The sequence below is a fragment of the Pseudomonas sp. Je.1.5.c genome, assembly GCF_051129895.1.
Classification (GTDB): Bacteria; Pseudomonadota; Gammaproteobacteria; order Pseudomonadales; family Pseudomonadaceae; genus Aquipseudomonas; species Aquipseudomonas urmiensis.
Genome location: NZ_JBCPSP010000001.1, coordinates 73040 through 99417, shown reverse-complemented (window position 1 = coordinate 99417; position 26378 = coordinate 73040). Strand labels below are relative to the sequence as shown.

22 protein-coding genes are annotated in these 26378 nt (G+C 64.0%); 10 read left to right on the top strand and 12 right to left on the bottom strand.

What is annotated here, in order from left to right:
- From glcF to glcD, 3 genes are read right to left on the bottom strand one after another with little or no spacing between them, the layout of a single operon-like run.
- Complete coding sequence (gene glcF / locus AAZU54_RS00445) at positions 1-1227, bottom strand: glycolate oxidase subunit GlcF (RefSeq protein ID WP_434726307.1); 1227 nt, start codon at positions 1225-1227, stop codon at positions 1-3.
- Positions 1228-1236: 9 nt separating this feature from the next.
- The gene (gene glcE / locus AAZU54_RS00440) at positions 1237-2289 is read right to left on the bottom strand and encodes a glycolate oxidase subunit GlcE (protein ID WP_186555185.1); all 1053 of its coding nucleotides are present in this window, start codon (positions 2287-2289) and stop codon (positions 1237-1239) included.
- A complete protein-coding gene (gene glcD, locus AAZU54_RS00435) occupies positions 2289-3788 on the bottom strand; it encodes a glycolate oxidase subunit GlcD (RefSeq protein WP_186555281.1) in 1500 nt (499 codons plus the stop codon). The genes glcE and glcD overlap by 1 nt, the downstream gene beginning before the upstream one ends.
- A 228-nt stretch (positions 3789-4016) precedes the next feature.
- On the opposite strand from glcD, the gene glcC reads away from it, so the two are divergent.
- Complete coding sequence (gene glcC, locus AAZU54_RS00430) at positions 4017-4781, top strand: transcriptional regulator GlcC (RefSeq protein ID WP_434726306.1); 765 nt, start codon at positions 4017-4019, stop codon at positions 4779-4781.
- Between the two features lie 10 nt (positions 4782-4791).
- On the opposite strand, the gene AAZU54_RS00425 is transcribed toward glcC, so the two are convergent.
- Genes AAZU54_RS00425 through AAZU54_RS00415 form a run of 3 tightly spaced genes read right to left on the bottom strand, consistent with a single transcriptional unit; the run spans position 4792 to position 7783 of the window.
- Complete coding sequence (locus AAZU54_RS00425) at positions 4792-5721, bottom strand: 2-hydroxyacid dehydrogenase (protein WP_434726305.1); 930 nt, start codon at positions 5719-5721, stop codon at positions 4792-4794.
- Entirely contained in the window at positions 5718-6473 is a 756-nt protein-coding gene (locus AAZU54_RS00420; protein WP_186555188.1) for a class II aldolase/adducin family protein, read from the bottom strand. The genes AAZU54_RS00425 and AAZU54_RS00420 overlap by 4 nt, the downstream gene beginning before the upstream one ends.
- Positions 6474-6487: 14 nt before the next feature.
- Entirely contained in the window at positions 6488-7783 is a 1296-nt protein-coding gene (locus AAZU54_RS00415; protein ID WP_392463819.1) for an MFS transporter, read from the bottom strand.
- A gap of 160 nt (positions 7784-7943) precedes the next feature.
- Here AAZU54_RS00415 and AAZU54_RS00410 point away from each other — a divergent pair, with 160 nt between their 5' ends.
- A complete protein-coding gene (locus AAZU54_RS00410; protein WP_186555190.1) occupies positions 7944-8927 on the top strand; it encodes a LysR family transcriptional regulator in 984 nt (327 codons plus the stop codon).
- Between the two features lie 22 nt (positions 8928-8949).
- Here AAZU54_RS00410 and AAZU54_RS00405 read toward each other — a convergent pair whose 3' ends face one another.
- Both AAZU54_RS00405 and AAZU54_RS00400 read right to left on the bottom strand, forming a co-directional pair.
- Positions 8950-10182: a M20/M25/M40 family metallo-hydrolase gene (locus AAZU54_RS00405; RefSeq protein ID WP_186555191.1), complete on the bottom strand. Its 1233-nt coding sequence runs from the start codon at positions 10180-10182 to the stop codon at positions 8950-8952.
- Between the two features lie 175 nt (positions 10183-10357).
- On the bottom strand, positions 10358-11149 hold the full coding sequence (locus AAZU54_RS00400) for an SDR family NAD(P)-dependent oxidoreductase (protein WP_434726304.1): 792 nt from the start codon (positions 11147-11149) through the stop codon (positions 10358-10360).
- 102 nt (positions 11150-11251) lie between these two features.
- Here AAZU54_RS00400 and AAZU54_RS00395 point away from each other — a divergent pair, with 102 nt between their 5' ends.
- Complete coding sequence (locus AAZU54_RS00395; RefSeq protein WP_186555193.1) at positions 11252-12202, top strand: GlxA family transcriptional regulator; 951 nt, start codon at positions 11252-11254, stop codon at positions 12200-12202.
- 13 nt (positions 12203-12215) lie between these two features.
- On the top strand, positions 12216-13127 hold the full coding sequence (locus AAZU54_RS00390) for a LysR family transcriptional regulator (protein WP_186555194.1): 912 nt from the start codon (positions 12216-12218) through the stop codon (positions 13125-13127).
- A 153-nt stretch (positions 13128-13280) separates the two neighbouring features.
- Here the strand turns inward: AAZU54_RS00390 and AAZU54_RS00385 are convergent, their stop codons facing one another.
- The 3 genes from AAZU54_RS00385 to AAZU54_RS00375 form a co-directional block, all read right to left on the bottom strand.
- On the bottom strand, positions 13281-14291 hold the full coding sequence (locus AAZU54_RS00385) for a zinc-binding alcohol dehydrogenase family protein (protein WP_434726303.1): 1011 nt from the start codon (positions 14289-14291) through the stop codon (positions 13281-13283).
- A 174-nt stretch (positions 14292-14465) separates the two neighbouring features.
- The gene (locus AAZU54_RS00380) at positions 14466-14783 is read right to left on the bottom strand and encodes a DUF2388 domain-containing protein (protein ID WP_186555196.1); all 318 of its coding nucleotides are present in this window, start codon (positions 14781-14783) and stop codon (positions 14466-14468) included.
- A gap of 156 nt (positions 14784-14939) precedes the next feature.
- A complete protein-coding gene (locus tag AAZU54_RS00375; RefSeq protein ID WP_312155375.1) occupies positions 14940-15467 on the bottom strand; it encodes a GNAT family N-acetyltransferase in 528 nt (175 codons plus the stop codon).
- Positions 15468-15606: 139 nt separating this feature from the next.
- Here AAZU54_RS00375 and AAZU54_RS00370 point away from each other — a divergent pair, with 139 nt between their 5' ends.
- Positions 15607-16227: a glutathione S-transferase family protein gene (locus AAZU54_RS00370; RefSeq protein ID WP_428626596.1), complete on the top strand. Its 621-nt coding sequence runs from the start codon at positions 15607-15609 to the stop codon at positions 16225-16227.
- A 91-nt stretch (positions 16228-16318) separates the two neighbouring features.
- Here AAZU54_RS00370 and AAZU54_RS00365 read toward each other — a convergent pair whose 3' ends face one another.
- Positions 16319-18433 (bottom strand): TonB-dependent receptor family protein, encoded by a 2115-nt coding sequence (locus AAZU54_RS00365; RefSeq protein ID WP_405129787.1) that lies wholly within the window; start codon positions 18431-18433, stop codon positions 16319-16321.
- 537 nt (positions 18434-18970) lie between these two features.
- Here AAZU54_RS00365 and AAZU54_RS00360 point away from each other — a divergent pair.
- From AAZU54_RS00360 to AAZU54_RS00340, 5 genes are read left to right on the top strand one after another with little or no spacing between them, the layout of a single operon-like run.
- A complete protein-coding gene (locus AAZU54_RS00360) occupies positions 18971-21070 on the top strand; it encodes a TonB-dependent receptor family protein (RefSeq protein ID WP_434726302.1) in 2100 nt (699 codons plus the stop codon).
- 11 nt (positions 21071-21081) lie between these two features.
- Positions 21082-22791 (top strand): ABC transporter substrate-binding protein, encoded by a 1710-nt coding sequence (locus AAZU54_RS00355; protein ID WP_434726301.1) that lies wholly within the window; start codon positions 21082-21084, stop codon positions 22789-22791.
- Positions 22788-23720, top strand: coding sequence for an ABC transporter permease (locus tag AAZU54_RS00350; RefSeq protein ID WP_434726300.1), 933 nt, complete (start codon positions 22788-22790; stop codon positions 23718-23720). Before AAZU54_RS00355 ends, AAZU54_RS00350 begins: the two co-directional genes overlap by 4 nt.
- Before the next feature lie 22 nt (positions 23721-23742).
- Positions 23743-24993: an acyl-CoA dehydrogenase family protein gene (locus AAZU54_RS00345; protein ID WP_434726299.1), complete on the top strand. Its 1251-nt coding sequence runs from the start codon at positions 23743-23745 to the stop codon at positions 24991-24993.
- A 14-nt stretch (positions 24994-25007) separates the two neighbouring features.
- The gene (locus AAZU54_RS00340) at positions 25008-26357 is read left to right on the top strand and encodes an LLM class flavin-dependent oxidoreductase (protein ID WP_186555203.1); all 1350 of its coding nucleotides are present in this window, start codon (positions 25008-25010) and stop codon (positions 26355-26357) included.
- Positions 26358-26378 lie beyond the last annotated feature (21 nt).

The following is a 26378-nucleotide window of genomic DNA, read 5'->3' as shown; positions in this document are numbered from 1 at the left end:
TCAAATCTCCTGATTGAGGGCTGCTTCGACGATTTCGATCCAGTGTCGTACCGGTGTCCGCCCAGCGCCATCGAGGTGGGTCTGGCAGCCGATATTGGCGGTGGCGATGAGTTGCGGCTTGCCGCTCTCAAGGGCATTGAGGCGGTTGTCGCGCAACTGCCGCGACAGCTGCGGCTGGGTCAGCGAGTAGGTTCCGGCCGAGCCGCAGCACAAGTGGCCGTCGGGCACTGCGGTGAGGGTGAAGCCGAGTCGGCGCAACAGCCGTTCCACCTCACCGCCAAGCTTGAGCGCATGTTGCAGGGTGCATGGGCAGTGGAAGGCCAGGCGCTGTTCGGCGCACACGCCAAGGTGCTCGACGGGCTCGTCGCGCAGCACCTCGACCAGGTCGCGGGCCAGGGCGCTGACCCGTGCTGCCTTGGCGGCATAGTGTGGATCGTGCTCCAGCAGATGGCCGTATTCACGCACGAACGCACCGCAGCCACTGGCGGTTTGCACAATGGCCTCGGCGCCGGCCTCGACCGCTGGCCACCAGGCGTCGATATTGCGCCGGGCGCGCTGCAGGCCTTGCGCCTGGGCGTTGAGGTGATAGTCGACCGCGCCGCAGCAGCCGGCCTCGCGGGCCGGTTCGACGCTGATCCCCAGGCGGTCGAGCAAGCGCGCGGCAGCCGCGTTGGTATTGGGCGAAAGCGCCGGCTGCACGCAACCTTCGAGCAGCAGTACGCGACGTGCATGGCGCGCCTGCGGGCGCTCGCCGGGAGCGACTACCTGCGCCGGCAACTTGGCCTTGAGGCTGGCCGGTAGCACCGGCCGCAGGGCCTGACCGGTGCGGGCCAGGGCTTTGAACAGGGTCGGGTGCGGCACTACTGCGCGCAGGCCTTCGCGCAGCAGGCGCTGGGACAATGGCCGCGGTACCTGCTGCTCGACCACTGCGCGGCCGATGTCCAGCAGGTCGTGATACTTGACCCCCGACGGGCAGGTGGTTTCGCAGTTGCGGCAGGTCAGGCAGCGGTCCAGGTGCAGCTGGGTGCTGGCGCTGGCCGGTTCACCTTCAAGCACTTGCTTGATCAGGTAGATCCGTCCGCGTGGCCCATCCAACTCGTCGCCGAGCAATTGATAGGTGGGGCAGGTGGCCGTGCAGAAGCCGCAGTGCACGCATGAGCGCAGGATGCTCTCGGCCTCTTCGGCGCGAGCCAGGCGCTTGCTCGATTCACTCAGAGTGGTTTGCATGGCGTGGCCTCACAGGTCTGGAAACAGGCGGCCAGGGTTGAAGATACCCTGGGGGTCGAGCTGCTGCTTGAGCGCGCGGTGATAACGCAGCAACGCCTCTGCCAGCGGCGCCGTGCTGTCCGTGCCGGCGGTATAGCCGGTGGCATGGCCGCCAACCTCGGCCAGCTGCGCGCGGATCTGCGCCGCTGGGGCCGAAGACTTCAGCCAACGCTGAGCGCCTCCCCAGTCGATCAGCTGGCGCCCGGGCAGTTGCAGTTCACCGGTGGCAGTGGGCACGGACAACCGCCACAGCGGTTCTGGGGCCTTGAAAAACGCCAGGCGTTGCTCACGCAGGTCGCTCCAGAAACGGTTGTCGAGGGTCTCGCCACCCAGCCGCTGGCGCGCTGACAGCACCGAGCCTTCACCGCCTTCAAGGCGCAGATAAAGCGCCTCGCCATCGTGGCAGGCGGCGCTGATCGGCAGCGGCTGTTGGCCCCATTCGGCCAGCTCGGCCAGGGCCTGATGGCTGTCCATTGCCAGGCGCAGGCTCAAGGTTTGCCGCGGCTGTGGCAGCACCTTGAGTGACACCTCGGTGAGCAGCCCGAGGCAGCCGAAACTGCCCGCCATCAACCGCGAGACATCGTAGCCGGCGACGTTCTTCATCACCTCGCCGCCAAAGCGCAGCAGCTTGCCGTGGCCGGTGATCAGCCGCGTGCCCAGCACATAGTCGCGCACCGAGCCAGCCCAAGGCCGACGCGGCCCGGACAAACCCGCCGCAACCATGCCACCCAGTGTCGCGTTGGGCCCCAGGTGCGGCGGCTCGCAGGGCAGCATCTGCCCGGCTTCATGCAGCGCGGCTTCGATTTCCAGCAATGGCGTCCCGGCGCGGGCGGTGAGTACCAGCTCGGTCGGGTCATAGCTGACGATGCCGCGATGGCCGCGGGTATCGACGATCTCGCCGGCCACCGGATTGCCGAGCATGGCCTTGCTGTTGCCACCCTGGATGCGCAGCGGGTTGCCAAGGTTGAGGGCCTGGTTGACCTGTTCGAGCAGGTCCTGGCTGAGGTCGCGGTCCATGCTCATCAGAAACGCTCCAGGTCAGGGAAGGGCAACTGGCCGTGGTGCACGTGCATCGCGCCGAATTCAGCGCAGCGGTGCAGGGTCGGGATGTTCTTGCCGGGGTTGAGCAGGCCTTGCGGGTCGAACGCGGCCTTGACCGCGTGGAACAGGGTGATTTCGTCGCTGTTGAACTGGGCACACATCTGGTTGATCTTTTCGCGCCCCACGCCATGCTCGCCGGTAATGCTGCCGCCAACCGCCACGCACAACTCTAGGATCTTGCCGCCGATCGCCTCGGCCCGCTCCAGCTCGCCCGGCAGGTTGGCATCGAACAGGATCAACGGGTGCATGTTGCCGTCCCCAGCGTGGAAAACGTTGGCCACCCGCAAGCCATGTTGCTCGGACAGCTCGGCAATGCCCTTGAGCACCCGTGGCAACTCGCGGCGAGGGATGGTGCCGTCCATGCAGTAGTAATCCGGCGATATCCGCCCCACGGCCGGGAAGGCGTTCTTGCGTCCGGCCCAGAAGCGCACGCGCTCGGCCTCATCACAGGCCAGCCGGACCTCGCTGGCACCGGCCTGTTCGAGCACCGCCTGCACCCGTTCGCAGTCGTCCTGTACATCGGCCTCGACGCCATCGAGCTCGCACAGCAGGATCGCCGCAGCCTCGACCGGATAGCCGGCATGAATGAAGTCTTCAGCGGCGCGAATCGCCAGGTTGTCCATCATCTCCAACCCGCCTGGGATGATCCCGGCGGCGATGATCTCGGCCACCGCTCGACCCGCGTCCTCGACCCGCTCGAAGCTGGCCAGCAGCACCCGCGCCACCTGCGGCTTGGGCAGCAGCTTGACGGTGACTTCGGTGACGATCCCAAGCATGCCCTCGGAGCCGGTGAACAACGCCAACAGGTCGAAGCCTGGGCTGTCCAAGGCATCGCTGCCCAGGGTCAGGCGCTCGCCCTCGATGGTGAGGATTTCCACCTTGAGCAGGTTGTGCACGGTCAGGCCGTACTTCAAGCAGTGCACGCCACCGGCGTTCTCAGCGACATTGCCGCCGATCGAACAGGCGATCTGCGACGATGGATCAGGCGCGTAGTACATGCCATAGGGCGCTGCCGCCTGGGAGATCGCCAGGTTACGCACACCCGGCTGGACGCGGGCGTAACGCCCCTGCGCATTGACCTCAAGGATCCGGTTGAAGCGCGCCATCACCAGCAAGATGCCTTTGCTCAGCGGCAAGGCGCCGCCCGACAGGCCGGTGCCGGCTCCGCGCGCCACTACCGGCACCCCGCGTTGATGGCAGAGCTTGAGCAAGGTTTGCACCTGTTCCAGGCGCTCGGGCAGAACCACCAGCAGCGGCACTGTGCGGTAGGCCGAGAGGCCATCGCACTCGTAGGGCTTGAGGTCTTCGTTGCGGTGCAGAATCTCAAGGTCGGGCAGGGCATCGCGCAGGGCCAGCAGCAACTGTCGCTGGTCGATAGCTGGCAGCGGCCCATCTACGCGTTCGTCGTAGAGGATATTCATCAGGTTCACTCGCCAAGATTCTTGTAGTTGTCCAAGCCACCAAGGGCCCGATTTCCGGCATAGCTGTGACCACCCCAGCGTGCGCGTGAACGGCGCTGTGGTCGAGCGATTGCGTAACTGGTCCTACCAGTTTTTTCAGAACTGCTACCTTCAAATAGGGCAGTACCTGGCCCGTTGCGGCTGAGGTCAGTGAGCTGATACCAGTGGTCCTACCAGTTGGAGAGGTGCATGAGCGCAGAGGGCAAGACCCAAGTCGCCGATCAGGTGGCTGAGCGGGTGGAGAAGTTGATCGTCGATGGCGTACTCAAGGTCGGCCAGGCCCTGCCTTCGGAGCGGCGTTTGGTGGAAAAGCTTGGCTGCTCGCGTTCGGCGCTGCGTGAGGGCCTGCGCATCCTGCGTGGGCGCGGCATCATCGATACCGAACAGGGTCGCGGTTCGTTCGTGGCCCAGCTCAGCGGGCGCGACAGCCTTAGCCCGCTGATGCACCTGGTCAGCTCGCAGCCGCGCACGCTGTTCGACCTGTTGGAAGTGCGCGCGCTGCTGGAAGCCGAATCCGCGCGCCTGGCAGCGCTGAGGGCGACCGATGTCGACCGCCTGCTGATCCGCCGCCGCTACGAAGACATGCTGGCCGCGCACGCCGCCAGCGACAGCCTCGACCCGCGAGAGCATGCTCGCCGCGACCATGCTTTTCACCGTGCCATCAGCGAGGCGTCGCACAATCCGGTGCTGGTACATACCCTGCAATCACTCAGCGACCTGACCCTGAGCACCGTGTTCGCCTCGGTCAACAACCTCTATTGCCGCCCGGCGCAAAAGCGCCAGATCGATCGCCAGCATGCGCGGTTGTACCAGGCGGTGATGGAGCAGTTGCCCGAGCAGGCGCAGCGTGCGGCGCGGGAACACATCAACGGCATTCGCGACAGCCTGCGCGAGATCGAGCAGGAGGAGCAGCGCTTGGTCAGGGCGACCATGCGTATGGATGGCTGGCGCTGAACACTGCCCTTCAGTAACCAAGCGCCGGGTCCACCCGGTTCAGCAAGGGCTCTGCACCGGCCAAGCGCCGCGCATTCTCCGCCACCTGCTGGGCAATGCAGTCGTGCGAGGCGCAGGAAGCCATGTGCGGGGTGACGACAATCCCTGGCGTGCTCCACAGCGGGTTATCCGTGGGCAGCGGCTCTTGGTCAAAGACGTCCAGTAACGCACCACGCAAGCGCCCGCTGCCGACCGCTGCGATCAGGTCTTGCTGGTGCAGATGCTGGCCGCGCCCACAGTTGATCACGGCCGCCCCCGGGGCCAGCGCTTGAAAGGTTTGTCGGCAGAGAATGCCACGGGTCGACTCGGTCAGCGGCAGCAGATTCACCAACAGGTCGAGGCCGTCGAGAAAGCCGTTGAACTCAGCGCTGCCCGCGAAGGTGCGTACCCCTGGGAGCTGTTTTTCGCTGCGCGCCCAGCCACGTACCGCATAGCCCGCCGCTGCCAGCTCGGCAGCAATCGGGCCGCCCAGCGAACCCAGCCCCATCACGCCGATATGAAAATCAGCCGCCGGTCGCTGCGGGTGACGCAGCCACAACTGGCGTTGCTGTTGGGCCATGGCTAGGTCGAAATCGCGATGATAGTGGATCACCGCCCAGCGCACGTACTCGGCCATGCCCTGGCGGTGCGCCGGGTCGACCACCCGGCACACTGGCAGGGCAGGCTGGCTGGGGTCGTGGGCCAGGTGGTCGACGCCCGCCGCCACCGAGTGAATCAGTTTCAAGTTGGGCAAAGCGCCCAGGCTGCCTGCGGGTGGAAACCAGCAGACGGCCACCTGCGCCTGTTCGGCGAGGGGGTCGTCAGCCAGTACCACTGGCAGCTGGGGGGCGTTGCGGGCGAACGCCGCCTGGAGCTGGCCAAGCAGCGTTTGATCGGTCGACAGCAGAACCAGCGGTTTCATGAGCAATACGACTCGCGTTGGTCTTCGATGAGGGTGAGTGCGGCGTTCCAGCTCAGGCTGATGATCTGCGCCGCATCGTCGCGGGCAAACTGCTCGGCGGTGTGCCGGCAGACCTGTTCGCTGGGATACACCAGCTTGCCACCCCCAGCCAAGGCCTGCACCTGCGCCTGGCAGGCGCGCTCGAGGAAGTGGATCTCATGAAACGCCTCGGCCACGCTTGCACCACCGACCAGCAGGCCGTGGTTGCGCAGGATCATCGCTTTGTGCGGGCCGAGGTCGGCGACCAAACGCTCGCGCTCATCCAGCGACAATGCGATGCCTTCATACTGGTGGTAGGCCAGCTTGCCGTAGAACTTCAGCGCATGCTGACTGATCGGCAACAACCCTTGCTCCTGGGCCGAGACGGCAATGCCCGCGGCGGTATGGGTGTGGATCACGCAGTGCAGGTCTGGCCGCGCGGTGTGGATCGCCGAGTGGATGACGAAGCCTGCGGCATTGACCCGCCGCTCGCCGAACGCCTGGTCGACGACGTTGCCGTGTTGATCGATACGCACCAGGTCACTGGCGCACATGCGGTCGAACAGCACCCCGTAGCGGTTGATCAGAAAATGCTGCTCTGGGCCTGGGATGCGCAAGGTGATGTGGGTGTCGATCAGGTCGGTCATGCGAAAGTGCGCGACCAGCCGATACAGCGCGGCCAGTTCGCAGCGTGCCTGCCATTCGGTATCGCTGACGGCGTGTGGTTTGCTCATGGAAACTCCCGGTTTTAGCGAGCGATGACGGCGCTGGGTTGTTCAATCTCGCCCCGCAGGCGAGCCAGGCCACAGACACCGATCAAGGAAAGAGCGGACAGCGCGGTGAAGAACAGCGCCAACGGCATCCACTGGCCCGCGAAGCGATCCGCCAGCAGCGTGCCGATGATGGGCGTGCTGCCACCGGCCAAGGCGCAGATCAGCTGGTAGGCCAGCGAGATCCCCGAATAGCGCAGGTGTGCCGGGAATGCCTGGGACATGTAGCCGGCGATCACCGCGTAAAGGGCCGACAAGGTCACCACGGCCAGGGCAATGCCCAGGGTCATCAGCACCAGGTTCTGGGTGCCCACCAGCAGGAACATCGGGTAGGGCACGGCCATGCACAGCAGTGCCACCAGCTTGAGGAAGCGGCCCTCGCCGATCCGCTCGGCGAGCAACGCCGCCAGTGGTTGGGTCAGAAACTGCAGGATGGTCACCAGGAACAGACAGTCGAGAATGGTCGAGCGGGCGATGCCCTGGTAGGTGGTGACGTAGGTGATCATGAAGGTGTTGGTGAAGAAGAACCCGGCCGAGCCGATGGTGACCGCCAGTGCCGCGAACAAGATCTGCCGCCAGCAGTCGCGCACCACCTCCAGCACCGGGTATTTGACCACCTCGTGCTTGGCTTGCGCGGCCTTGAACTCAGGCGACTCATCGACGCCAAAGCGAATCGCCAGGCCGACCATCATCAGTACCCCACTGGCCAGGAATGGCAGGCGCCAGCCCCAACTGAGGAAGTCGTCCTGATCGAGCATCGACACCAGGCGAAAGGCGATCAGCGCCAGCAGCAAGCCGGCCGGGCTGCCCAATTGGGCGAACGAGGCATAGAACACCTTGCGCTTGGCGGGAGCGTGTTCGCTGGCCATCAGCACTGCGCCACCCCATTCCCCGCCCACCGAGATGCCTTGCACGATGCGCAGCGCGATCAGCCCGATCGGTGCCCAGATGCCTGCGCTGGCGTAGCTGGGCAGCAGGCCGATACCGGTGGTGGCCAGGCCCATCAGCAGCATGGTCATCAGCAGCATCTTCTTGCGCCCCAGGCGGTCACCCAGATGGCCGAAGACCATACCGGCCAGCGGCCTTGCGACAAAGCCCACGGCAAAGGTGCCGAACGCCGCCAGGGTGCTCAGCAGCGGGTCGCTGCTTGGGAAGAACACCTGGCCGAGCACCAGTGCGGCGGCGGTGGCATAGATGTAGAAGTCGTAGAACTCGATGGTGGTGCCGACGAACGCGGCCGCCGCCGCGCGACGCGGCTGTTTTGAGGTGTGCATGCAAAGCCCTTCTTTTATGTGCTTGTTATAGGCAGGGTGCGGATCTGGCTAAGCCGGGCGCGCTCTGTGGCGCTTTCGGGTTTTATCGCCTTGGGGCTATGATTAGTCAATTTGCTAATTCTTATCCGTCGTATTAGCAACGCTACTAATAAGGCTTGAGATGAACCCACCGACATCGCGATCTGCTGCACTGGTCAACAAATGGGAAGGTCGCCGGTTCCTCAACGACCGCCTGGACTGGAACCTGCTGCGTACCTATTTGGCGATTGGTCAGGAAGGCAGCATCAGCCGCGCCGCTGCGCGCCTGCACATCACCCAGTCGGCGGTCAGCCAGGCGTTGCGCAGGCTGGAAGAGCAACTGGAGTGCCCGCTGATCCTGCGCCGTGGCCCACGCTTTGATCTGACGGCGGCGGGCGAGGAGGTGCTGCGCATCGCCAGCGATATCTACGCCGACGTGTCACGCATCAGTGCCGCCGTCGAGCAGCGCAGTGATGCGGTGGTGGGCAAGGTTAGGCTGTTGACCATCAGCCGCGTGCATTCGGCGTTGTACGATGAGTTTCTCGGCGACTTCCACCAAGCCCATCCCAAGGTCGAGCTGGAGATCGAAGTGCTGCGCAGCGCCGACATCATCAGCTCGCTGTTGCAAAAGACCGCCACCGCCGGGCTCGGCCTGTGTCGCATCGCCCAGCCCAAGCTTGAGCAGCGCCAGTTGCTGCGCCAGCGCTTTGCCTTCTTCTGTGGCAAGCGCCATCGCTTGTATGGGCGCAGTGATGTGACCCTTGACGAGCTGCAAGGCGAGAGCTTCGTCAGTTTCGTCAGCGACCAGTTGGGCGGCAACTTGTCGCCTCTGGCGATGTTCCGCGATCAACATGGGTTTACTGGGCGGATCGTCGCTTCGTCCTCCAGCTTCGAGGAAATTCACCGCCTGGTGTGCGCAGGCTTTGGCATCGGTTGCCTGCCCGAGCACCTGTTGGAAAAAGATCTCGCGCAGGGCCTGCTGTGGCGCCTGCCACCGGCTGAAGGCATCGTCGATGTCGATTTGCTTTTGCTGTGGAACCGCGAGCAGAAGATGACCGTGGCTGAGAGCGTCTTTCTGGAGCGTTTCCAGCATCGCCTGGCAACCCTGGAAGCGGCCGACCTTTGAGGCCGGCCAGGTGCGGCAAGGGTTACTGGGCGAGTTTTCTGATCATCGCCACGGTCAGGTACAAGCGCGGCGCCACGCTGTTCAACTCGATGTACTCGTCATCGGCATGTAGCCCGGCGCCGACCACGCCCATGGTCTCCAGCACTGCCGGCTTGGCGCTGCCGGGCACGTAGGCGTAGCCGGCATCGGTGCCAAAGCGCATGGCGATCGGTTCGATCTTGCGGTCGATCTGGCTGTACAGCTGCCTTGCGGTTTCGGCCAACTGGGTCGAGCCCTCGTTGCGCGCCAACGGTGGGCGGCCTTTTTCCACGGTGACGCTGGTCTGGGTGTCGGCGATCAGTGGTTTTTGCACGATGCGCTTGGCATCGGCTGCCACTCGATCGGTTTCGCTCAGGTCCGAGTAACGCATATCGGCTTCAGCGGTGGCCAGGGCCGGAATGATGTTGGCCTTCTCGCCGGCCTTGGCCAGGGTCCAGTTGACCGTGGTGCCTTTGCTGGCATCGCCCAGGTCTTTGAGTTGGAGAATCTGGTGCGAAAGTTCGGTCAATGCGTTGCGGCCTTCTTCCGGGGCGGAACCGGCATGGGACGAGCGCCCTTTGACTTGCAGTTTCAAACGGTTGATGCCGTTGGTGGCGACGGTGACCGCGTCCTTGTCTGGTGGCTCGTAGGAGAAGACATAATCATGCTTGCGCGCCAGCTCGGCGATGATCTGCTTGGAGCCTGCCGAACCCATTTCCTCGTCTGGGTTGAACAGCACGGTGAGCGTGCGGTAGCCCTTGAACTGCTGATCCTGCAGCAGTTTGAGCGCGTGCAGGATCATTGCCACACCGCCCTTGGCGTCGGCAACGCCGGGGCCGTAGGCACGTTCGCCTTCGACTCGAAATGGCCGCTTGGCCACGGTGCCGGGGACGAACACGGTGTCGTAGTGGACCATCAGCAGGAAGTCCTTGCTGCCCGTGCCCTTGAACGTGCCGACGATGTTGTCGCCCACCGACGGCTTGGCCGGATGGGTCTGAACCTCGGCTCCGAGGGCCTTGAGGCGCTTGACCAATTCACCGCTGACTTGGCGCAGGCCCGGCTCGGTGCCTGTGCCGGTGTCGACCGAGACCAGGGTCTTGAGGGTGTCGAGGTAGTGCGCTTGTTCGGCCTGGGCCTGCTTGAGCAAATCTTCAGCGCTGGGGTCGGCGGCGAGTGCCGGGGAGCAGGCCAGGCACAGCGCCATGGCCAGGGCGAAGGGAGGACGGGACATCGGCATTGGGCTGCTTTCCTTATTATCGTGAAAGCATGAGCCTAGACCCTCAGCGCTCTACGGCAAGCCTTTTGCGGCGAGCAGTGGTTTCATCGCGGGGCAAGCCCGCTCCCACGATCCCCGCAATGACCGTCGTGGGAGCGGGCTTGCCCCGCGATGAAGTCCATTGCCGACTATGGCTTCAACCAGCGCTATAACGCGGCGCCACCTGCTGATTGGACAACTGCCCCAGCAAGCCCTGGCGACTCGCCTCAAACGCTTCATAGCGCTCGAACGCATGCAGCGACGGAATCGAAATCAACCGCCGCGCATCAAAATCTTCCAGCGCCGCGCGCACTAGATCCTCAGCCGACATCACCATTGCCGGATCAAGGTTCTCCACTGGCAGCCCGCCGGTGGCCCAGAACTCGGTCGCCGTTGCCCCTGGCAAGACCGCCTGCACCTGTACCCCCTGATCAGCCAACTCACGATTGAGCGACTGGCTGAAGGCTGTGACATACGCCTTGCTCGCTCCATAGACACCGTTGAGCAACTCCGGCGCCAGGCTTACGACCGACGAGATATTGATCACTGCCCCCTGGCCGCGCGCCACCAAGCCCGGCACCGCCGCGTAGGTCAGGCGGGTGAGGGCGGTGATGTTCAGCGCGATCATCTGGGCCATGTGCTCGACGTCGCTTTCCAGCAGCGGCGTATGGGTGCCGATCCCAGCGTTATTGACCAGTAGCGTGATGCTGGCGTCTTGCGCGAGCCGCGTCTCGATACTCGCCAGGTCCTGGGCATCGCCCAAGTCTGCGGGCAGCACCTCGATGCTGCGCTGGGTGAGGGTGGTGAGGCGGTCGGCCAGGTGATTCAGGCGCTGGCGATTGCGCGCCACCAGAATCAGATCATAGCCGCGGCGCGCCAGCTGTTCGGCGTAGACCGCGCCGATGCCGGAGGAAGCGCCAGTGATCAGTGCAGTGCCTGGATGAGTCATGGTTATGCTCCGTTGAGGGGATGTGCAGCCATGATGCGCTGCTTTGCGGTTGGCGCAAATGACGCATATAGTACGCTTTTAGGTCATAGGGAGAGCGTTGCCATGCACCGCGTTGGCTACCTGTTGTGCGAGGGCTTCCAGGTCATGGGGTTGGCCTCGCAGTCGGTGTTCGAGTTCGCCAACTTGCTGGTGGGCGAGCCGGTCTATGTGCTCGGCAATTACAGCGTCGCCGGGGGCATGTTGCGCTCATCGCTGGGCCTGCAACTGCAAACCCAGGCAGTCGACTCGCCTGGGCATGCCGATACTTGGCTGGTGGCCGGCACACTGATGCCGGTGCAAACCCCGCCCAGCGCAGCCGAGGTCGAGCTGGTGCGCGCGCTGGGCCAGCAGGCACGGCGCACGGCCGGCATCTGCACCGGCGCCTTTACCCTGGCCGCCGCTGGCCTGCTCGATGAGCGTCGCGCCACCACCCATTGGGCCTATGCCAAGGCCATGCAGCAGTGCTATCCGCGCATCCGCGTCGAACAGGATCGCATCTTCATTGCCGACGGCAACCTATGGACTTCGGCCGGGATGACGGCCTGTATCGACATGGCCCTAGGCATGGTGGAAAAAGATCTGGGCGCAGACATCGCCCGTGCCGTAGCGCATCGGTTGGTGATGCAGCAACGGCGCACCGGTGGCCAATCGCAGCATTCGCAGATGCTGGAGCTGGCACCTAAATCCGACCGTATCCAGGCCGCCCTGGAGTACGCCCGGCAGCATCTGCAGCAGCCACTTGGGGTCGAGGAGTTGGCTGGCGTGGTGCATTTGAGCCCGCGCCAGTTCAGCCGCGTGTTCACCGCCGAAACCGGCCAGTCGCCGGCCAAGGCGATTGAACGTCTGCGTCTGGAAGCGGCGCGCTTACTTATCGAGCAAAGCCGCCACAGCCTGGATGTGGTGGCGCGGGAAACCGGTTTTCGCGACCGCAGGCACTTGCGCGAAGCGTTTTTGCGCGGCTTCGGCATCCCGCCCCAAGCCGTGCGCCGCGATGTGCGCCGGCTCAACTCATGAGGAAACACCGGCAATGAAAAAACTCGTGCGCATGGACGACCTGCAGGTGTTCGTGACCACCGTCGAGGCCGGCAGTTTTTCCGCTGCTGCCCGCCAACTGGACATTTCCCCGGCCCTAGCCAGCGGTGCGGTACAGCGTCTGGAGCGCAGCTTGGGCATTCGCCTGTTCGTGCGTTCGACGCGCAAACTGCGCCTGTCGGATGACGGCCAGCGCTACCTGCCGCATGCCCGTCAGGTGCTCGATGCATTGACCGAAGGTGAAATGGCCCTGGAGCATGGCCGCGAGGAAATCGCCGGCCCGCTGCGCTTGTCGATGCCCTCGGACTTGGGCCGCAATGTGTTGTTGCCGTTGCTCGATGAGTTCCAGGCAGCCCATCCGCGGATCGAATTGCAACTGCGCTTTAGCGATCAGATCGCCGACTTTTTCAGTGATCGGCTGGATGCGGGCATCCGCTATGGCCAGCTGGCGGATTCGAGCCTGGTGTCGTTGCCGCTGGCCCCTGGCAATCGCCGTATCCTCTGCGCCGCCCCCGCCTATATCGCCCGCCATGGTGCACCGAGCACGCCTGAAGACCTGGGCCAGCACAACTGCCTGCGCTACATGATGGGCGAGCTGACCCACGAGAGGTGGAATTTCCATACTCCGCAAGGCGTAAAAGCGGTGGTGGTGGCGGGCGATCGCACCAGTGACGATGCCGATGTGGTCAGGCGCTGGGCGGTGGCCGGGTTAGGCGTGGTGTACAAGTCGCAGCTCGATGTACGCGATGATTTGCGCGCAGGCCGTTTGCTGGAGCTGTTCCCCAGGGAGTGGGGGCAGCCGACGCCGTTGCAGATGGTTTGCGCCCACCGCCAGTCGCTGACCCCATTGGTGCAGCAGTTGCGGGCGTTTCTGCTGCAACGACTGGAGCGGCTGACCAGTGATTGATCTGGGCTTTGCAGGGGCAAGTGCCGGCCTCTTCGCGGGCAAGCCCGCTCCCACAGGGACCGCACCGACCAAAACTCAGTGGTGATCCTGTAGGAGCGGGCTTGCCCGCGAAGAGGCCATTGCAGGCCATGCATTGCCGGATCAAACAGACATTCAGAAACCTTCCAGCACAATCTTGCCCTTGGCCTTGCCACTTTCGATCAGCGTATGCGCCCGCCGCAGGTTCTGCGCATTGATCGCGCCAAAATGTTCGCCCAACGTCGTCCTCAGCACACCTTGGTCGATCAACTCGGCAACCCGATCCAGCAGTTGATGTTGCTTGATCATGTCCTCGGTCTGGTACAGCGAGCGGGTGAACATCAACTCCCAATGCAGCGACAACGACTTGCGCTTGAGTGGCACCACGTCGAGGGTGGCAGGGTCGTCGATCAATGCCAGTCGCCCCTGTGGGCGCAAGACCTCGATCAATTGGGCAAAGTGTCGGTCGGTGTGAGTCAGGCTGATCACCAAGTCCACCTGGCCGTCGCCGATTTGCGCCAGCTGCGGCGCCAGGGGCTGGCTATGGTCGATCACGTGGTGTGCCCCCAGCTCCTTGACCCACTGCTGGGTTTCTTGGCGCGAGGCGGTGCCGATCACCGTCAGCCCGGTCAGGGTGCGCGCCAACTGGGTCAGGATCGACCCCACGCCACCACCGGCGCCAACAATCAGCAGGCGTTGCCCCTCGCCACCGCCTTGAGCAACGCCAAGGCGGTCGAACAGCAGTTCCCAGGCGGTGATCGAGGTCAGCGGCAATGCGGCGGCGCTGGCAGCATCGAGGGTGCGTGGCTTGTGCCCGACGATGCGCTCATCCACCAGATGAAACTGGCTGTAGCTGCCGGGGCGGTCGATGGCGCCGGCGTAGTACACCTCATCGCCTGGCTGGAACAGCGCCACTTCTGCTCCGACTTCACGCACGACTCCCACCGCGTCCCAACCCAACACTTTGGGTTGGCCGGTGCTGCCAGAGCCTGCACGAATTTTAGTGTCGACCGGGTTGACCGAAATGGCCTGAACTTCCACCAGCAAGTCGCGCGCACCTGGCGTAGGGCGCGGTAGTTCGCTGTCGAACAGCGCTGCTGGATCGTCGATGGGTAGGCCGTGCTCGGTGAAGACAATGGCTTTCATGGTGTCGCTCCAAATTCAGGTGGGATGCGACAACCTTAGCGGGAGTTGGCAACATGAAAAATGCGGGCAGGGCAGGAAGACTTTCGTCATTTTTTTGAGAATCGGTGCAGACATAGCCTGCACGCCTTTCGCGGCTTGGTTCCGCGAAAGGCTGCAGCGGGTGTGAATGATCTATCAGTTGTCGGTCAGCGGATCATCTTGAGACAGGATTGCCCGGGCCAGCTCCTCGTCACTCGCCTGCAGCCCAGGATTGTTTTTGCGCGCCTGTTCCAGTGCCGACTCCGCATAGGCGCCACGAATAGCACCGCCGCTGGCAACGAAGGCCGACAGCTCATCGCGGGCAGGAATGATTCGTTTGTCATCCTTGAAGGTCGAGTACAGCGAGGCGGAAACCCCTGCCGAGGTGGCGACATCGCCCGCATCCACGCGGGCCAGGGCAGAACCGGCAGGCAACAGCACCAGCAGTGAAGAAACGATCAGCAATCGACGCATGGCGAAACCTCCAGAAGGGTGAAGCCCAGGGGAATGTCTGCATGATGTTAAGAACCCAGGAGCTACCCGGTAGTTCCCTGCCACCGGTCTTGGGTGCATTGGACGGTGGTTGCTCGCTGGCGCTGGAGTGAGTTGCAGGCATTGGGAGCCTGGCCATCAGCCACGCCGATACAGCAACCCCTGCGTCGCAGGATCATTCGGCCTGGGCGCCTCGCCCACCCGGCTGAATCCTGCACGCTCAGCCAAGCGCTGGCTGGCGGCGTTGTCCACTGCGGTCGTCAGCCAAACCGCTGCGTCCACGGCGTCGAGCAGCGTGTTCAGGGCCTCGCGCATCAGCCCTTTGCCGGCGAACCCCTGGCTGACCCAGTAACCCACTTCATACTCTTCAGCCCTGGGCGTCAGGCCGATGCAGCCGATCACCTCGCCGGTGTTTGGTTCGAGCACGAAGTAGCGCTTTTCCCCTGTGGGGGTATGAAAATCGGCCTGGCTTTCTTCCAGGCCTTGCTCGATTTGTTCCAGGGTCCAATCCGGCTTGGCCCAGATCAGGAAGGGCTGGTGCAAGGCATAGCTGGCCAGCAATGCCTGGTGTAGGTGTGGCGCCAGGGCCAGGTCTGGGCGAGAAACGCGCAGGCGGGGGGTGGTCAGGGTGTGGGGCAGTTTCGCGGAACATGTAGGGGTGGCCATGGAGCCTCCTTGCTCGATGATGTGGGTGTTGGCTGTTCGATAGTGGCCATGATCTACTGGCCTCATCGCGGGCTTGTCCTGCGATGGGCTGCAAAGCAGCCTTCTGAACGCGCCATTCAAAGGACTATGAAGGTCAACCATGCCTCAATACAAGCTGCATTGCTTCGGCGAATCCGGCAACGCCTACAAAGCCGCACTCATGCTCGAACTCACTGGCCAAGACTGGCAACCGGTCTTGGTCGACTACTTCCACGGCCAGACCCGCACCGACAGTTGGCGCCAGCAGATCAACGAGCAGGGCGAAGTGCCGGTGCTCGAGCACGCTGGGCAGACCTTCACCCAGTCGGCGTTGATCCTCGACTACCTCGCCGCGCAGACCGGTCAATTTGGCCCGCAGAGTGAAGAGGAACATCGCGAAATCTGGCGCTGGATGCTGTTCGACAACCACAAGTTCACCAGCTACTACGCCACCTTGCGCTTTCTCTACGGCCTGAAGAAAACCGGCGAGACCGAAGTGACCAAATTCTTCCGAGAGCGCGCCACGGCGGCCTATCAGGTGGTGGATCAGCACCTGAGCCAAACGCCGTTCATGGTTGGCGGGCGTTTGACCATCGCCGATCTGTCGTTGGCTGGGTATGTGTTCATGCCTGAGGAGACTGGCATGCAGTTGACTGACTTCCCGCACATCGAGGCGTGGAAGGCGCGGATCAAGGCAGTGCCGGGTTGGAAGGCGCCTTATGAGCTGATGCCCAGGGCCTGAGTTTCTCTTGAGGTCGTTGGAGCCGCTGTGCGGCAGGCTTCGCCAGCTCCTACAGGGATTGCCTGTAGGAGCCGGGGAAACCTCCAACCAATCAGTACCTCAGCTCAACCCCGACATAAGCGCCAATCCCATCGCCTGGCCAGAACGCCGCCGTATCCTGGCCACGGGCGTTGTACACCGGGGTCACGGCCGTCACGTAGGCCTTGTTGGCCAGGTTCTTCAAATCCAGCGACACCTTCCAATTGCCCTTCGGCGCCTCATACCCAAGGTTTGCGCCCCAGATGGTGTACGACGGCGCATACAGGGTATTGGCGTAATCCGCGGCGGTGCGTGAAGCCGACTGCACATTGACCCCGCTATACCAGCCGCTGTGGTGCTGGTATTGCACCTCGCCCTGGTAGATGTGCTTGGGAATGCCGGGCAGTTGATTGCTGCCGAAGGTATCGTCGTTGCGGTAGTAGAAGTCGTTATAGGTGTACACCTGGCGCCAGCGCACCTGGTCGCCCTGGGCGTTCTCCCACAGGCGGGTATTGAGGCCTGCTTCGATGCCTTGGTGGATGGTCGGCGAGGCGTTGAATGCACCGGTCACTGCAGCAGCGGTGGAGGTGGCGGGGATGATCTGCACGTTGAGCAGCTCGTTGTGAATCCACGAGCGATACAGCGCCAGGCTGCCGTCGAAGATGCCATGCGAGCCTTTGATGCCGACCTCGAAGGTGTTGCCTTTCTGCTCCACCAGCGGGCGGATGTAGGGCAGGCTCGGGCCGGAGCCGGAGTACTCCCACGAGGCCGGTGGGTCGATACTGCGGCTGACGTTGGTGAACACTTGCAGGTTCGGTGTGAACTCGTAGCGCAAGCCGATGCGTGGGGCGATGCTCCAGTTGTCGTAGTCGACGTGCTGGGGGAAGTCGGTGCGGTTGGGGTTGACTGCGTAGTCGATGTCGACCTTGCGCCGCACGTTGACGAACGACACACCGCTGGTCAGCCACAGGCCATCGACCAGGTTGAGGTCGTTGCCCAAAGAAAACACCCTGTCGAACGAATCCTGATAGTCGACCTTTTTCAGTGAAACCTTGTCGCCGGTGGCCGAGTTGACCCCGCCGCGCAGGTGCTGGGTCGAGGTGAAGGCCAGGCTGCTACGGCTCTCGTGGCCGAACAGGCTGTCGACGCGGTCATAGCCGAGTAGCAGACCGAGGTCGTGCCAGTCCCAGTAGCTGGGGTTGCTCGGGCTGCGCGGGTTATTGGTGTGGCGGTAGTCGTGGTACGACAGGCCCACGGTCAGCCGGGCATCATCATCGAAGGTGTAGGTGGTCTTGCTGCCCAGCCAGATGCTACCGGGGCGCCGTGCGCCGGCGCCGCTGCTTTCGGCGGTGGCACTGGCGCGGCGCGGGTGGTGCTTGGCATTGGCCAGCGTGGTGGCGCTGGGGTCGTTGTGGAACTCGTCGCGATAGCGCAGCAGCAGGCGTGTCTCAAGCTTGGGGCTGAAGCGGTAGCCGGCGTTGGCGACGATGCCTGAGCTGCGCGACAGGCTGAAATCGCGCGAGCCGTGGTTGCGGTAGTTGTCGGCTTGCAGGTAGTAGTCCAGATCACCTTCGACGCCGCCGACACTGACGGTTTGCTTCTGGTAGCCATAGCTGCCGGCTTCGGCGCGCAGGCGCAGGCCTGGGGCGCTGTAGCCGCTGTGGTTGACGAAGTTGACCGCGCCACCCAGGGTCAACGCGCCGTACTGGAAGGCGTTGGCGCCGCGCAGGATCTCGGTGTAGTTGACCCCCGAGGCATTGAGGAACTCGTAGGGGGTGCCGCCCGGGCCGGTCAGTGGCAGGCCATCGAAGAGGAACTTGATCCCCTCACGGAAGTAGCCAGGCGAGGTGTTGGCACCGGAGCCGCGGATGGAGATCTTGGCGGCGTCATTGCCGCCGGTGGACTGCACGAACACGCCGGGCTGATAACCGAGGGTGTCTTGTAGCGTGGCAGTGCGGCCCTTGGCGACTTCTTCGCTGTCGACCACGCTGGTGCCGCCGGGTACTTCCGCCAGCTGGCTCTGCGCGGCTTGCGCGGCGGTTTGCCTGGCGCCCTGAACAGTGACTGTACCCAGGGTCTGGTCGGCCTCGGCGGCAACCGCCGGGGCGAGCAGGGCAGAGCTAAGGGCTGTGGCCAGGGTGGCGTGGCGCACGGCCAGGCGCAGTCGATTGGGTTGCATCGCATGCATCGGTGTATTCCTTGAAGTTCATCGATAGTTACCTCGGCGTTCTATGGGCATAGTCAGGCCAGTCGCAGGGGATAGAGCAGGTTTTGTGCCAGATGGCAAAGGGCCTGGTGGTCGTGGGCTTTGCCTTTGTTTAAATGAATTAGATGAACAGCAGGACAACTTTTGTTGAAGCGGTGTTGTCGTTCGGACAGTGCCGGTTATATGCAAATTACCAAATTAACACTGCACATTTAGTGGCGGCGATTGATGTTTCAAGTGATGGCTTCTTCGCGGGGTAAGCCCGCTCCTACAGGATAACGTAGACCCGTTGGAGCGGGCTTGTCCCGCGATGAGGCCGCTACTGACACCCTGAAATGTTGATACAGCAACAGGCGCCAAACAGTTTGTGTCGCATTCAAGCTTTTAATCGGGAAAATGCCCAATAAAGACGAGAGAAAAAGGCTGGCACGACAACTGCAATAACCTTCCTGAAGCGGTCAGGCGAAGGCTGCGCTACGGCGTAGAACTTCGACCTTATATATAAAGGGAGTATGTGCAGTGCGTGCGAAAGTTAGACTTACCGGTCACCCCCTGGGCAGTGCCGCCAGCGTCGCGGTAATGATGGCCCTGCTCAGCCCAGCGGTGTTCGCCGCAGAAGACTCCACCCTCGACACGGTAACCGTCACCGGCGCTGCCGCCACTGGCGCGCAGAAAGACCAGAAGCGCCTGCAAAAGGTCGCTGGCAACACCGCAGTGATCGACAACCGTCAGGTCGAACAGGGCAGGGCGTCCAACGCCGAGGATGTCCTGGCCCTGCAACCCGGCGTGTTCGCCCAGGGCACCAGCGGTACGGCCGCGAACAAGATTTCGATCCGCGGCTCGGGCCTGAACACCTTCTACCAGGGCTACGTGCTGGGCACCAAGTTCCTCTTCGACGGCCTGCCAATCACCGGTCCCGGGGGCACCCAGGAAGACTTCCTCGACATGCAGGGGATCGACCACACCGAGGTGCTCTACGGCGCCAATGCTTCGGAGTACGCCGCGCTGTCGCTGGGCGGGGCGATCAACTTCGTCAGCAAGACCGGCCGCACCGACCCCGGCAACTACGCCCGTTTCGAAGTCGGCAGTTATGGCTATCGCAAGCAGCAACTGAGCACTGGCGGGGTGGTTGGCGACACTGACTACTACATCAACGTGCTGCACAACGAACGCGATGGCTATCAGGATGACGCCAACAACGAAGGTCGCGGCCTTGCGGCCAACTTCGGCCATGTGTTCAGCCCCAAGCTTGAGACCCGACTGTTCGTCAAATACCGCGAAGAGCAGCTCACCAACGGCAACACCCTGACCCGCCAGCAGCTCAAGCATGACCCACGCAGCAACCTTGCCCCGACCGGGCGCCGTAAAGACGGCACCACCTTCGTCGGCAACAAGACCACTTACACCTTCGATGACGGCAACAAGCTCGAAGTGGGCGCTTCGTACAACAACTACCCGCTGCTCAACGGCTGGCGCTACTCGCCGACCCCACAAGACTGGCGCTCCAAGGACATCAACCTGACCTTGCGCTACTTCCGTACCGGCGATCGTTTCTTCGGCCTGCCCAGCGACAGCAGCATCATCTTCAGCAATACCCGCGCCTATCTGGCCGACGTCAAATCGCACAGCCGCGCCACCGGGGCGAAGATCCAGGAGACCAACTACACCGGCTCGCGCGACACGGTGCTGACCTTCGGCAACGAGCTGCAACTGAGCGATGACCTGTGGCTGTCCTCGGGCCTGTCGTTCGTCAACATCCGCCGTAAAGCCGAGATCGAATCGACCACGCTGACCACCGCCAACCCAAGCAACCTACCCACCAGCGTCGAGTACGTGGAGAACGACCTGGCCCCGCGCCTGGGCTTGCGCTATCAGATCAACCCTGAGTTCCAGGTGTTTGGCAACGTCAGCCGCAGCATCGATCCACCGGTCACCTGGCAGCTGGGCAGTACCGGCAACCCGTTCCTCTACGATGTGCGGCCACAGAAGGCCACCACCTTCGAGGTCGGCGTGCGTGGCAGCCACGGCATCTTCGATGGCAGCCTGACCTTGTACCGCTCCTGGGTGCAGAAAGAGCTGCTGACCGTGGTCGTGCGTCAGGCCAGCGCCACTCAAGACCAGCTCACCGCCACCTCCAACGCCAGCCCGACCCTTCACCAGGGCATCGAGGCCGGCCTGAACGCGCTGCTCTGGAGCGGCGCCAACGGCGATACCATCGACCTGCGCCAGGCCTACACCCTCAACGACTTCAAATACCGCGACGACGAGACCTTCGGCGGCAACGAGCTGCCCAGCCTGCCGCGCCAGGTCTATCAGGCCGAGCTGGCCTACCGCCAGGCCAGCGGCTTCTATGCCTCGCTCAACCTGCGCGCAGCGTCAAGCTACTACATCGACTATGCCAACACCTGGCAGGCGCCGTCGTACGTGCTGTGGGGCGCCAAGTTCGGCTACCAGGCGCCGAGCAAGAAGTGGGAGGTGTTCGCCGATCTGCGCAACCTCACCGACCAGCGCTACGCCAGTGCGGCCAACACGGCTTACAACGCCAATGGCCGCGACTCGGCCAACTTCTATCCGGGGGACGCCTTCTCGGTGACCACTGGCGTGGCGTTTCGTTTCTGATGGCCGCCGTCATGCATAAGCTACTTCGGCCGTGCCTGATGACCGCCGCGCTGCTGCTCGGCGCCTGCTCGCCACCGCCGCCTGGGCAAACTGCAGGCACGCTCAAGGGCGAGGCGGTGAGCGAGGTGAACGGGGTCATGCGTTACCCGGCCAGCGATTTTGTCGAGCAGCGCGAGGGGATACGCGGCGGCACCTTGCGGGTGTCGGCCGCCAGCGATTCGGGCAGCTTCGATATCCATGCGCTGTCGCACGGCAACATGCAGTGGCTGGGCAGGATTCTGTTCGACTGCCTGGTCTACCAGGCCGAGGACGGCACCCTGACCCCGTGGCTGGCGAAAAGCTGGGAGATCAGCGCCGATGGCCTGACCTACACCTTCCACCTGCGCGACGATGTCCGCTTCAGCGATGGCGAGCGGTTCAACGCCGAGGCGGTGCGGGTCAACCTTGAGCACATGCGTGATCCGGCGACCAAGTCGCCGTTGGCTGCGGCCTATATCGCGCCGTTTCTCACGGGCCGGGTGGTGGATGAGTTCACCTTCGAGGCGACCCTGCGCACGCCCTATGCGCCGTTTCTCGATGTGCTGTCGCAGGCCTGGCTGGGGATGATTTCGCCCAAGCAGATCCGCGAGGCGCCGCGCACGATCGCTACGCGGCCGATTGGCAGCGGGCCGTTTGTGCTCGACAGCTATGTACGCGATCAGGGCGCGACGTTGTCGCGGCGGGGGGATTACCACTGGGCGCCGGCAGCGATCAATCATCAGGGCGCGGCTTACCTGCAACGCATCGAACTCAGTTATGTGCCCGAGGCGATGATCCGCTACACCTCGCTTGAGGCCAACGACAGCGACATGGCCCTGGACGCGCCGCCACAGAACGCCGCGGCGATTCGCGCCAATCCAGACCTGACCCTGCGCAGCCGCATTCGCAAGGGCAACCCGGCGCGCAGCATCACCTTCAATGTCGAGCGCGTGCCATTCGACGATGTGCGGGTGCGCCAGGCCGTGGCCAAGGCCATCGACCGCGATGGCCTGGCGTGGATCTCGGGGTTTGGTGAGTTCCTGGCCAAGGGCGACTTCCTCGCCGTGAACACCCCAGGCTATGACCCGATAGCACGTGATGCGCTGGCCTTCGACCCGGTACACGCCAACCACTTGCTGGATGCTGCTGGCTGGACCGGGCGCGACGCCGAGGGGTATCGCACCCGCGCCGGCCAGCGCCTGCAAGCGACCTTGCTAACCTACGACAACCCGGCGTTCCCGGCCAACGTCTCGGTGGCGGTGCAGGCCGACTTGCGCAAGATCGGCTTCGACATGGTGATCGAAGTGTTGCCGCTCACGCGGGTGATGGAGCTGCGCTATGCCGGGCGGTTCGATGCCATTGGCGGCGGCTACTGGCACACCAATACCGCCGATGGGCTGTTCATTCTCTATCACAGCCAGGCCATCCCCACCGCGCGGATGATCGGCCAGAACGTCGGTCACTTTCGCGATGCGCTGCTCGACCAGTACCTGGGCCAGGCGCGGCAGAGCACTGATCCGCAGCAGCGGCGCACGCTGTATCGCCAAGCGCAGCAGCGCCTGGGCGAAACCGTACCAGCGGTGCCTTCGGTGGAGAGCCAGATGCTGTTGGCTTATCGCAAGGCAGTCGGCGGGGTGCTGTTCGATGGTTCGCACAATGTCCCTCTGTTCACCAGCGTGTGGCTGGCCAAGGAGCAACCATGAAACTTCTGGCACTGGTGCTAAGGCGCCTGCGTGACGGCCTGATCGTGCTGTGGGCGGCTGCCAGCCTGACGTTCCTCGGCATGCAGCACAGCGGTGGCGATACCGCGCTGGCGATTCTCGGCGGCCCGGACGCCATGCCCACGCCGCAGATGCTCGCCCAGGTACGCGCCGAGTACGGTCTCGATCAGCCGCTGTGGCAGCAGTACGGCAACTACCTGGCGCGCTTGGCCCAGGGTGATCTGGGCGAGTCGTATCGCCTGCGCATACCGGTCGGCCAGGCGATTGGCGAGCAACTGGGCGCGACCTTGGCCCTGGCCAGTAGCGCGGCAGTCCTGGCGGTGCTGCTCGCGCTGACTTCGGCGCTGCTGACTACCAACCGTGGGCGGCGCCTGCGGGCGTTGGTGTCGGGCATCGAGTTGGTGCTGTCGGCAGCGCCGAACTTTGTCATCGGCACCGTGCTGTTGCTGGCCTTCGCCTTCTACTTCCACCTGTTGCCGCCATCGGGCTCGCGTGGCTGGCAGTCGCTGGTGCTGCCAAGCCTGGCCCTGGGCTTGCCGGTGGCGGCAGTGCTGGCCCAGGTGCTGCGCCAGTCGCTTGAGCAGGTGCTGGAACAACCCTTCATCACCCAAGCCCGCGCGCGCGGCATGTCCGACACCGGTGTCCGCCTGCGCCATGCCTTGCGCCATGCCCTGGTGCCGTTGGTGACCCTGGCCGGCTATGTGTTCGCCAGCCTGCTGGGCGGCGCCGTGGTGCTTGAACTGCTGTTCGGCCGCCAAGGCATTGGCCGCCTGATGCTCGACGCAACGGCCAACAAGGACGTGCCACTGGTGCTCGGCGTGACCCTGCTGGCCGCCGCCATCTACGTGCTGGTCAACCTGGTGGTGGATGTACTGACCCAGGCCATCGACCCGCGCACCGCGCACAACTGAAATCCCCGTGAAAGGAACCCACATGAGTCAACAAGCAAGCATTACCGACGCCGAACTCGATGCCCGTTTCGCGCCAATCTTTACCCGTATCGCCGCTGGCGCGGTTGAGCGCGAAAAGCATCGCACGCTGGCCCATGAGCCGGTGGCGTGGCTGCGCGAGGCCGGTTTCGGCGCGCTGCGTGTGCCGCAAAGCCATGGCGGGCTGGGTGCCAGCCTGGCGCAACTACTGCGCCAGCTGGTGCGCCTGGGCCAGGCAGACTCCAACCTGCCGCAGATCCTGCGGGCGCATTTCGGTTTCGTCGAAGGGCGGCTGTCGTCCAACGATGCTGCGTCGCAGGACTACTGGTTCGCCCGGGTCGTGGCAGGCGAGCTGTGGGGCGCGGCCATGGCTGAGCGCACTGACAGCACCGGCAATACCGTGCAACTGGCCAAGGGTGAAGAGGGCGATTACCGCCTCGACGGCGAGAAGTATTACTGCACTGGCACCCTGTATGCCGATTGGGTCGCGGCGGTGGCCAACCACGGCGACGAATTCGTCAGCCTGGCCGTGCCAACCCGCGCTCCTGGGGTCGAGGTGGTGGACGACTGGGATGGTTTTGGCCAGCGCCTGACCGGCAGCGGCACCACCCGTTTTCGCCAGGTGGCGCTGCCGCAGCGGCATGTGCTGCGGCGCTTCGCCAAGGGCGAGTTGCGCGCCGAATCCTACTTGACCGCGTTCTATCAGGTGGTGCACCTGGCCACCCTGGCCGGCATCGCCCGTGCCGTGCTGGCCGACGCAGTTGCCTTCGTCCAGGGCCGAACCCGCGCCTTCGGCGTACCCGGCCAATCGAAGCCAAGCGATGACCCACTGGTGCAGCGAGTGGTCGGTCGGCTGTCGAGTCTGGCCTTTGCAACCGAGGCGCAGGTCAGTGCCGTGGGCCATGGCCTGCAAGGGGTATTCGAGGCGGGCCAGGCTGGGGAGGTCCCTGAGCAGTTGTACACCGATGCCGAAGTACAGGCCTTCCAGGCCCAGCAGATCGTCCTGGCGCAAGTGCTTGAGGCCACCACCTTGCTGTTCGAGGTCGGCGGCGCTTCGGCGACCAGCAATGCCCGACGCCTGGATCGGCACTGGCGCAATGCACGCACCTTGGCCTCGCACAACCCGGCGATCTACCGCGAGCAGGCGTTGGGCGACTACTACCTCAATGGCGTCAGCCCCGCCGCCGCCTGGCGTGCCAAACAGGCTGCGGCCAGTGCAGGGCAGGGCGCAGGCGATGAAGCCAGCGCAGTCTGAACAGGAGAACGCACATGACACAGCAAAAGCAGATGAGCCTGGGCATGAATATCTTGGGTTTCGGCTCGCACTCCGGCGCCTGGCGCCAGGGCGAGGCCGCGATCGATGCCTATATCGACGTTGATTACTACCGCAACATCGCACGCATCTCCGAGCGTGGTTGCCTGGATGCGATCTTCCTCGCCGACGGCCCGGCGTTACCGCCGGATGTCGCCAGCCAGGCCGGTGGCCGTCTGGAGCCGACCATCCTGCTCACCGCCGTGGCTGCCGCCACCGAACGCATCGGGGTGATCGCCACGTGCTCGAGCACTTACAACGAGCCATTCAACCTGGCCCGACGGATAGCCTCGCTGGACCACATCAGCGGCGGCCGGGCGGCCTGGAACGTGGTGACCAATGCCGGTGACGCCGCCGCGCAGAACTTCGGCTACGCCGGCGCGCCACTGCATGTCGACCGCTATGGGCGGGCCGAAGAGTTCGTCGATGTCACCCTCAAGCTGTGGGACAGCTGGGAGGACGACGCGATCATCGGTGACCGTGCCAATGGCCGCTTCGCCGACCCGAGCAAGGTGCATACCCTGGATTTTCACGGCAAGCACTTCCAGGTCAAAGGCCCGCTCAACCTGCCTCGCTCGCCGCAAGGCCGGCCGGTGCTGGTGCAGGCGGGCTCCTCCGAAGGCGGCAAGGCCTTGGGCTCGCGTTATGCCGATGCGATCTTCACCACCCAGACCACCTTGCCCGACGGGCTGGCCTTCTACCGTGAGATGAAATCCCGGGCCAGGGCCTGGGGGCGTGATCCGCAGCATTTGAAAATCATGCCGGGGCTGTCGACGGTGATCGGCAGCACCGAGGCCGAGGCGCATGCCCGCTTCGACCAGCTCAATGCCTGGCATGGCGAGCATGGCTTGCTGCAGCAGGTGGCGGGGCGGATCGGTATCGATGCCAGTGAACTGGACCCCGATGCGCCGCTGCCCTGGGCACGGATTGGCGCGGTGGCGGATTTTGAGCGCGGCTCGCACGGTTTTCTGGAAGCGCAGCTGAACCTGGCCCGGCGCGAGAACCTGACCATTCGCGAACTGTCGCGGCGCATCCTGGTGGGTCATCGTCTGGCGGTCGGTACGCCCGAGCAAGTCGCCGACACCTTGGCCGAGTGGTTCCTGGCCGGGGCAGGGGATGGCTTCAACATCATGCCGGACATGTTCCCGTCCGGGGCGCAGGTGTTCGTCGAAGAGGTGGTGCCGCTGTTGCAGAAGCGTGGGTTGTTTCGCCGCGAGTATCACGGGCACACCTTGCGCGATCACCTGGGCTTGCCCAAGGCCGAGAACCAATATGCGCAGATAAAGGTGGCTCAAGCGTCGGCCTGATAACCGCTGCAAGCGCGTAAC

Excerpts from the sequence above, each read along its gene's own strand:
- glcF (WP_434726307.1), bottom strand. The coding sequence starts at position 1,227 with ATGCAAACCACTCTGAGTGAATCGAGCAAGCGCCTGGCTCGCGCCGAA.
- glcE (WP_186555185.1), bottom strand. The coding sequence starts at position 2,289 with ATGAGCATGGACCGCGACCTCAGCCAGGACCTGCTCGAACAGGTCAAC.
- glcD (WP_186555281.1), bottom strand. The coding sequence starts at position 3,788 with ATGAATATCCTCTACGACGAACGCGTAGATGGGCCGCTGCCAGCTATC.
- glcC (WP_434726306.1), top strand. The coding sequence starts at position 4,017 with ATGAGCGCAGAGGGCAAGACCCAAGTCGCCGATCAGGTGGCTGAGCGG.
- AAZU54_RS00425 (WP_434726305.1), bottom strand. The coding sequence starts at position 5,721 with ATGAAACCGCTGGTTCTGCTGTCGACCGATCAAACGCTGCTTGGCCAG.
- AAZU54_RS00420 (WP_186555188.1), bottom strand. The coding sequence starts at position 6,473 with ATGAGCAAACCACACGCCGTCAGCGATACCGAATGGCAGGCACGCTGC.
- AAZU54_RS00415 (WP_392463819.1), bottom strand. The coding sequence starts at position 7,783 with ATGCACACCTCAAAACAGCCGCGTCGCGCGGCGGCGGCCGCGTTCGTC.
- AAZU54_RS00410 (WP_186555190.1), top strand. The coding sequence starts at position 7,944 with ATGAACCCACCGACATCGCGATCTGCTGCACTGGTCAACAAATGGGAA.
- AAZU54_RS00405 (WP_186555191.1), bottom strand. The coding sequence starts at position 10,182 with ATGCCGATGTCCCGTCCTCCCTTCGCCCTGGCCATGGCGCTGTGCCTG.
- AAZU54_RS00400 (WP_434726304.1), bottom strand. The coding sequence starts at position 11,149 with ATGACTCATCCAGGCACTGCACTGATCACTGGCGCTTCCTCCGGCATC.
- AAZU54_RS00395 (WP_186555193.1), top strand. The coding sequence starts at position 11,252 with ATGCACCGCGTTGGCTACCTGTTGTGCGAGGGCTTCCAGGTCATGGGG.
- AAZU54_RS00390 (WP_186555194.1), top strand. The coding sequence starts at position 12,216 with ATGAAAAAACTCGTGCGCATGGACGACCTGCAGGTGTTCGTGACCACC.
- AAZU54_RS00385 (WP_434726303.1), bottom strand. The coding sequence starts at position 14,291 with ATGAAAGCCATTGTCTTCACCGAGCACGGCCTACCCATCGACGATCCA.
- AAZU54_RS00380 (WP_186555196.1), bottom strand. The coding sequence starts at position 14,783 with ATGCGTCGATTGCTGATCGTTTCTTCACTGCTGGTGCTGTTGCCTGCC.
- AAZU54_RS00375 (WP_312155375.1), bottom strand. The coding sequence starts at position 15,467 with ATGGCCACCCCTACATGTTCCGCGAAACTGCCCCACACCCTGACCACC.
- AAZU54_RS00370 (WP_428626596.1), top strand. The coding sequence starts at position 15,607 with ATGCCTCAATACAAGCTGCATTGCTTCGGCGAATCCGGCAACGCCTAC.
- AAZU54_RS00365 (WP_405129787.1), bottom strand. The coding sequence starts at position 18,433 with ATGCATGCGATGCAACCCAATCGACTGCGCCTGGCCGTGCGCCACGCC.
- AAZU54_RS00355 (WP_434726301.1), top strand. The coding sequence starts at position 21,082 with ATGCATAAGCTACTTCGGCCGTGCCTGATGACCGCCGCGCTGCTGCTC.
- AAZU54_RS00350 (WP_434726300.1), top strand. The coding sequence starts at position 22,788 with ATGAAACTTCTGGCACTGGTGCTAAGGCGCCTGCGTGACGGCCTGATC.
- AAZU54_RS00345 (WP_434726299.1), top strand. The coding sequence starts at position 23,743 with ATGAGTCAACAAGCAAGCATTACCGACGCCGAACTCGATGCCCGTTTC.
- AAZU54_RS00340 (WP_186555203.1), top strand. The coding sequence starts at position 25,008 with ATGACACAGCAAAAGCAGATGAGCCTGGGCATGAATATCTTGGGTTTC.